Origin of the sequence: Paenibacillus sp. Root52 (assembly GCF_001426865.1) — a bacterium.
In the GTDB taxonomy this organism is placed as follows: Bacteria; Bacillota; Bacilli; order Paenibacillales; family Paenibacillaceae; genus Paenibacillus.
The window spans coordinates 73,885-80,031 of record NZ_LMFO01000010.1 but is presented as its reverse complement, the minus strand read 5'-3'; the positions used below and the strand labels follow the sequence as shown (position 1 = coordinate 80,031).

Genomic DNA, 6,147 nt, shown 5'->3' with positions numbered 1-6,147 from the left:
CGAAAACGACCACAACGGAAACTAAAAAAACTGACGCCGGTAGAGTACCGACGCCAGTTTGCAGCCTAGGGTCTTTTTATAGTGTCTATTAAATGGGGGCTTGACCAGACAACCGGACAGGTTTTTTGTGTTTTATTTATTAATTATTACCGGCTGAATTGACATTGTGAGGCTTTTTTTATGAACATTTTGTGAGTGTACTGCATACACTTGAGAACACCGAAGAACCTGGGGTTCTCCGGGGGAGTGAGGCGGGAGGTCGAGATATGTCATATGAAATCGTAGAAGCTATGCTGGCCCGGCGGGGTGTACAGATTGAAGCGATCGCGGAGATTGTATATCATCTGCAAAAAGGGTACCACCCGGAACTGACCATGGATGATTGTGTCGTCAGTGTTAAATCTGTACTGCAAAAACGTGAGGTGCAGTATACGTTGTACACAGGCATAGCCCTTGATGAGCTTGCAGAGAAACGTTTATTGCCTCAGCCGCTACAGGCTATTATGGAAGCAGACGAATCCTTGTACGGAGTGGACGAGACTCTAGCTCTTGGTATTACACATGTATTTGGAATGATTGGTTTAACTAGCTTTGGTTATCTGGACAAAGAAAAAATAGGCGTTATTCATGACCTGAATGAGCATGGATCAGCCATTCATGTGTTTCTTGATGATCTTGTTGCAGGGCTTGCAGCTGCTGCTTCCGCTCGTATTGCACACAAAAATATTAAAGCCAAGAAATATCCTGGTGATGTATAAACAAGCATCTACGTATAGGTTGTGATGTTAGAAACGTCCTTTATAGAGGTAGAATTGCAGGTCTTCCATGTGATAATGGTTGCTTGGAAGACCTGCATATGCGTACTCAACGCTTCAAATTGCAAACATTCCGTTGACCGTATCAGGTATCTTTGGGGAGCAAACATCCCATATAATCCTGTTTTCTGCCGATAGATCCCGAACCCTTTCTTGCAGAAAAAAAGTGAGGTATGTTATCATTAGTCCAATATACGGGCTCTGAACATTAGCTTAGGGGGCGGACATGGTATGTGGACGGTGATTTACATTGCACCGACGGCAAAGGTTGCGGACAAGATTAAGACCAAGCTTTCGGAAGAAGGTTTTCTGGTACAGACCCGTCCCATCAGTTTATCCAAACAGCAATTTGAGATTCGCGTTCCTTCAGGGGAACTGGAAGAAGTCCAGGAAGTGCTGAATTCGATTCTGCATTCCTGATCGTTCAACATCAGACACACGCCTTGGCGAATGAGAAAGTACCATTGGTACATAAGGCTGACCGCGTAAGCGGAGAGAGAGGAATCGACTTGCATGTGCTGTATGCTGCTGTCCTTCCTTCTTTTTTTGTTAGGACAAGAACCGATCTCGTTGCATTCGGAGACCCTACCAAGATAGATTTAAGCATCGGCGCAACAATCTTTCGGTAATTGCAGGTAACATCAATCGTGCTGACAGAAGCCGCTGATCCTTGCCTTATGCCGGTGGATTTTTTTGTTGTGAGTGCTGGACAAGACCCACGGCAGCTTGTGGGACGTAAGCGGTTTACCGTCGTACGCGGAGAAGTCGTCATTGACGATAACTGCAAGTTGCGGCTAATCAAATCAACGGCTGGAGAGGTGTAGTTGTGTTCAAAGATATATTCCAGAAGAAAAGGAAGTACGCCACCATACCTTCCGAGCGTGCGCTTCAAGGCGAAGGTCAGGAAGTGAGTGAGCGCCCAAAACGAGAAATACCTGAAGGGCTAATGAACAAGTGCAGCAAGTGTGGCACGATTCAATATAGTAAGGAATTAGAGAAGAACCTGAAGGTTTGTCCTTCTTGTGGTTACCATATGCGTCTTAACGCAATGGAACGTATCGCGATGATTTTGGATGAGCAAGGATTCGTGGAACATGATGCGGATATGGTATCAGTTGATCCCCTTGGCTTTCCAGGGTATAGCAGCAAGCTGGAACAGCAACGTCTGAAATCTGGTTTGAAGGAAGCTGTTATTACAGGTGAGGGTACGATTGAAGGCTTACCCGTTGTAGTAGCGGTTATGAGCTTTGACTTCTTTACAGGTAGTATGGGTTCAGTGGTTGGAGAGAAAATTACCCGTGCTATTGAATATGCTACAGAGAAGCGTCTGCCTATTATTATATTCTCCACTTCGGGTGGTGCTCGGATGCAAGAGAGCATTCTTAGCTTGATGCAGATGGCCAAAACGAGTGCAGCGTTGTCCCGATTAGATGAACAGGGCGGCCTGTATATTTCAGTGATTACAGATCCGACTACTGGCGGTGTTTCGGCGAGCTTTGCGAGCTTAGGCGATATTAACATTGCTGAACCGGGAGCTGTATTTGGCTTTGCCGGTAGAATTGTTATTGAACAGACAATTCGTCAGAAACTGCCTGATGATTTCCAAACAGCAGAATTTAATATGCAGCATGGACAGCTGGACTTGGTGGTTCACCGGAAAGAACTTCGTACAACCCTTGCCAAGCTTCTAGATATGCATAGTGAAAAAGGAGGGGTCTAAATGGCGGGTGAGTTGCCATATGAAGCGCCTCTGGTTGAGATGCGCAAAAAGATTGAAGAGCTCGTACAGTTCGGTCAGGAAAAAGGCATCGACTTCACAGACGAGATCGCGCGTCTGGAGGAACGTTATCATAGACTGGAAGAAGAAATATACTCTGGCATCACTGCGGCTCAGAAAATGCATCTGGCTCGGCATCAGCAGCGTCCAACAGCCCTCGATCTAATTCAGTTGATTTTTACGGATTTCATTGAGCTGCACGGTGACCGTATGTTCGGCGATGATCTGGCTGTTGTTGGTGGATTAGCGAAGCTGGATGGCAATACAGTTACCGTTATCGGACAGCAGCGGGGGAAGGATACGAAAGACAATATCGCCCGCTTTTTCGGGAGCGCTCATCCGGAAGGTTTCCGGAAAGGGCTTCGTCTGATGAAGCAAGCTGACAAATTCGGACGTCCAATTATTACGTTCATTGATACTAAAGGAGCGTATCCGGGTAATACTGCTGAAGAGAGAGGTCAATCGGAGGCTATTGCTCGTAACCTGATGGAGATGGCCAAACTGTCTGTGCCAGTTATTGTTGTCGTTATTGGTGAGGGCGGAAGCGGTGGCGCACTTGCACTAGCCGTAGGTAACCGTGTGCTCATGCTGGAGCACGCCATCTACTCAGCGATCTCTCCGAATGGAGCAGCTTCGATTCTGTGGAAGGATGCAACCAAGGCAGATCAGGCTGCAGAAGCCATGAAGATTACTGCCAAAGATCTACTGGAAATGAACGTTATTGAGGATATCATACCTGAACCTCGTGGTGGGGCTCACCGGGATTATGAAGCATCTGCGGCAGCCATTCATGAGGCTCTAATCCGTCATCTGGATGAGATGAAAGGGTGGAGCAGCGACCAATTGAAGCAGGATCGCTATGAGAAGTTCCGTAAGATTGGCTCGGTCACATTTGAACCTCCAGTCCCAGATCAAGCTCCTCAACCACCTGTAGAAGTGGATGTTGTAAATAATTTGTCGGGAAATGCTGAATGATGTGACGAATTTCCTATACAAATGAACCAAAGTATAGTAAATTTAATAGTTGGAAAAAGAAAAAGACATATACAGAGAGACCCTTTTAAAATCGGAGGAAACCCAAAATGCGCAAAACGAAAATTGTATGTACGATTGGCCCATCCAGTGAATCACTGGAAAACACGAAAAAATTGATTATGGCCGGTATGAATGTGGCCCGTCTGAACTTCTCCCACGGTGATTTCGATGAGCACGGCGGACGGATCAAAGCGATTCGCCAAGCATGCGAAGAACTTAACAAAACAGTAGCGATCCTGCTGGACACCAAAGGACCGGAAATTCGGACAGGTAAACTCGAAGTTGAGCCAATCGAATTGGTTCAAGATGAGTACATCACTTTGACAACAGAAGAGATTCTGGGAACCAAAGAACGTCTTTCCATTACGTATACAGATCTCCCAAATGATGTTGAGCCGGGATCTACAATTCTGATCGACGACGGTCTGATCGGACTGACTGTGGTGGAAGTGCAAGGCACCGAGATCAAATGCCGTATCGTTAACGGTGGTTCGATCAAGAGCAAAAAAGGTGTTAACGTTCCGGGCGTTGCTATTTCTCTGCCGGGTATCACTGAAAAAGATGCTAACGATATCGTATTTGGTATCGAGCAAGGTGTCGATTTCATCGCGGCTTCTTTTGTGCGTAAAGCTAGTGACGTACTTGAGATTCGTGAATTGCTTGAAAAACATAATGCTGGACATATTCAAATCATCTCCAAAATCGAGAACCAACAAGGTGTGGACAACTTGGACGAAATCCTTGAAGTGTCTGACGGTCTGATGGTTGCTCGTGGAGACCTGGGTGTTGAAATTCCTGCTGAAGAAGTACCATTGGTACAAAAACGCATGATCGAAAAATGTAACGTTGCAGGTAAACCAGTTATCACAGCTACACAAATGTTGGATTCCATGCAACGTAACCCACGTCCAACTCGTGCTGAAGCAAGTGACGTGGCTAATGCGATCTTTGACGGTACTGATGCAATCATGTTGTCTGGTGAGACGGCTGCGGGTAAATACCCAGTTGAATCCGTTCTGACAATGTCTCGTATCGCTGAAAAAGCAGAATCTGCTCTGCCTTACCAAGAGCTGTATCTGAAGCAACGTGTTGCTCAACAAACAACTGTGACTGAAGCAATCAGCCAATCGGTTGCATTGTCAGCTCAAGATCTGAACGCAAAAGCGATCATTACTTCGACTGAATCAGGACATACAGCACGTATGATCTCGAAATATCGTCCAGAATCACCAATTATCGCTGTAACAACAGAAGACAGAACTTCCCGTCGTCTCGCACTGGCATGGGGTGTTACACCTGTCAAAGGTAGATTGGTTGATTCTACAGATGCATTGTTTGAAAATGCAATCGAAGGCGGAGTGAAATCCGGACTTGTTAAAGAAGGCGACCTGGTTGTTATTACAGCTGGTGTACCTTTGGGTCGTTCCGGTTCCACGAACCTGATCAAAGTAAGCCAAATTCCAAACCAAGCTTAATTGTTGGAATGGATGTAATGATGTAAAGAACAGGAATGAAGCAATGGGGCATGATATGTCCCATTGCTTTTTTCCATCTATATACCGATGTGCAACCACAACACATTCAGACCCGTATAACGAAGGGAGCAACCTCATGGAGCAAAATGGAGCAGGAAATTGGTACGCGGCGAACCTCCGCGTGCGTTATCAAGAGAGTGATCAGATGGGTGTAGTTTATCACGCTAACTACTTAAATTGGTTTGAAATCGGTCGAACTGAGACGATTCGCCAAATGGGGTATACATATCGTAAAATGGAGGAACAGGGGTTACTGCTTCCCGTAACCGGGCTGGATGTGAAATATCATAAACCTGCAAGGTACGATGATGAAATTGTGATTTTCACCCGAATTGCTGCCTTTAGCGGTCTACGACTGAATTACGAATATGATGTAAGACGAGTGACTGCAGACAATGGTGTGAACAGCATAGGGCAGCGAGTGTGGTCATCTGATGAATCTAGACCAGGAGAACGATTAGTCACAGGCTCTACCCAACATGTATGGGTGAACGGCGACTGGAAGGTAGTAAGGCTGGATAAGGTAGCCTCTGAGCTCTACAGTGCACTTGAGAAAGTGTGGCTCTCAGGAAAGGAGTAATACGAATGCGTAGATGGATGTGGGCTGTACTGCTCATCGTTCCGGTTATTGAACTGTTTGGTTTTATTCTTATGAGCGACTGGATCGGAGCGGGAAAGACGCTGCTTCTTATGATTCTCACGTCCTTGATCGGTATAGCAATGCTGCAATTTGAAGGACGGAAAGTGCTTGTGGATGCCAAAACCGAGATGGAACGAGGTAAAGTGCCTGGCCGAAAAATGGTCGATGGACTATTTGTTTTCGTTGGGGGATTTTTGCTATTGATTCCGGGTTTTGTTACGGATCTCATCGGGTTTACATTGGTGTTTCCGTTAACACGTTCGGTGTATCGTCTGTTTTTCTTAGGATGGCTTGAGAAAAAAATGAAGAATGGCAGTATCAAATTTTATCGCCGTCCGTAATAAA

8 protein-coding genes are annotated in these 6,147 nt (G+C 45.8%); all 8 read left to right on the top strand.

Features of this window, described 5'->3' with window-relative positions:
- The first annotated feature begins 266 nt into the window (after positions 1 to 266).
- On the top strand, positions 267 to 758 hold the full coding sequence (locus ASD24_RS11095; RefSeq protein ID WP_056695479.1) for a phosphatidylglycerophosphatase A family protein: 492 nt from the start codon (positions 267 to 269) through the stop codon (positions 756 to 758).
- A 288-nt stretch (positions 759 to 1,046) separates the two neighbouring features.
- The gene (locus tag ASD24_RS11090; protein ID WP_017689496.1) at positions 1,047 to 1,235 is read left to right on the top strand and encodes a hypothetical protein; all 189 of its coding nucleotides are present in this window, start codon (positions 1,047 to 1,049) and stop codon (positions 1,233 to 1,235) included.
- A 209-nt stretch (positions 1,236 to 1,444) separates the two neighbouring features.
- Positions 1,445 to 1,639: a hypothetical protein gene (locus ASD24_RS30260; protein WP_156395426.1), complete on the top strand. Its 195-nt coding sequence runs from the start codon at positions 1,445 to 1,447 to the stop codon at positions 1,637 to 1,639.
- Between the two features lie 2 nt (positions 1,640 to 1,641).
- On the top strand, positions 1,642 to 2,535 hold the full coding sequence (gene accD, locus ASD24_RS11085; RefSeq protein WP_056695477.1) for an acetyl-CoA carboxylase, carboxyltransferase subunit beta: 894 nt from the start codon (positions 1,642 to 1,644) through the stop codon (positions 2,533 to 2,535).
- Positions 2,536 to 3,567 (top strand): acetyl-CoA carboxylase carboxyltransferase subunit alpha, encoded by a 1,032-nt coding sequence (locus ASD24_RS11080; RefSeq protein WP_056695474.1) that lies wholly within the window; start codon positions 2,536 to 2,538, stop codon positions 3,565 to 3,567.
- A 107-nt stretch (positions 3,568 to 3,674) separates the two neighbouring features.
- Complete coding sequence (pyk, locus tag ASD24_RS11075; protein ID WP_056695472.1) at positions 3,675 to 5,102, top strand: pyruvate kinase; 1,428 nt, start codon at positions 3,675 to 3,677, stop codon at positions 5,100 to 5,102.
- A 136-nt stretch (positions 5,103 to 5,238) separates the two neighbouring features.
- Positions 5,239 to 5,742, top strand: a complete 504-nt coding sequence (locus ASD24_RS11070) for an acyl-CoA thioesterase (protein ID WP_056695470.1) — start codon at positions 5,239 to 5,241, stop codon at positions 5,740 to 5,742.
- Between the two features lie 5 nt (positions 5,743 to 5,747).
- Positions 5,748 to 6,143 carry an FxsA family protein gene (locus ASD24_RS11065; RefSeq protein ID WP_056695468.1) on the top strand — a complete coding sequence of 132 codons (396 nt, stop codon included), beginning with the start codon at positions 5,748 to 5,750 and terminating at the stop codon, positions 6,141 to 6,143.
- The last annotated feature ends 4 nt before the right edge of the window (positions 6,144 to 6,147 follow it).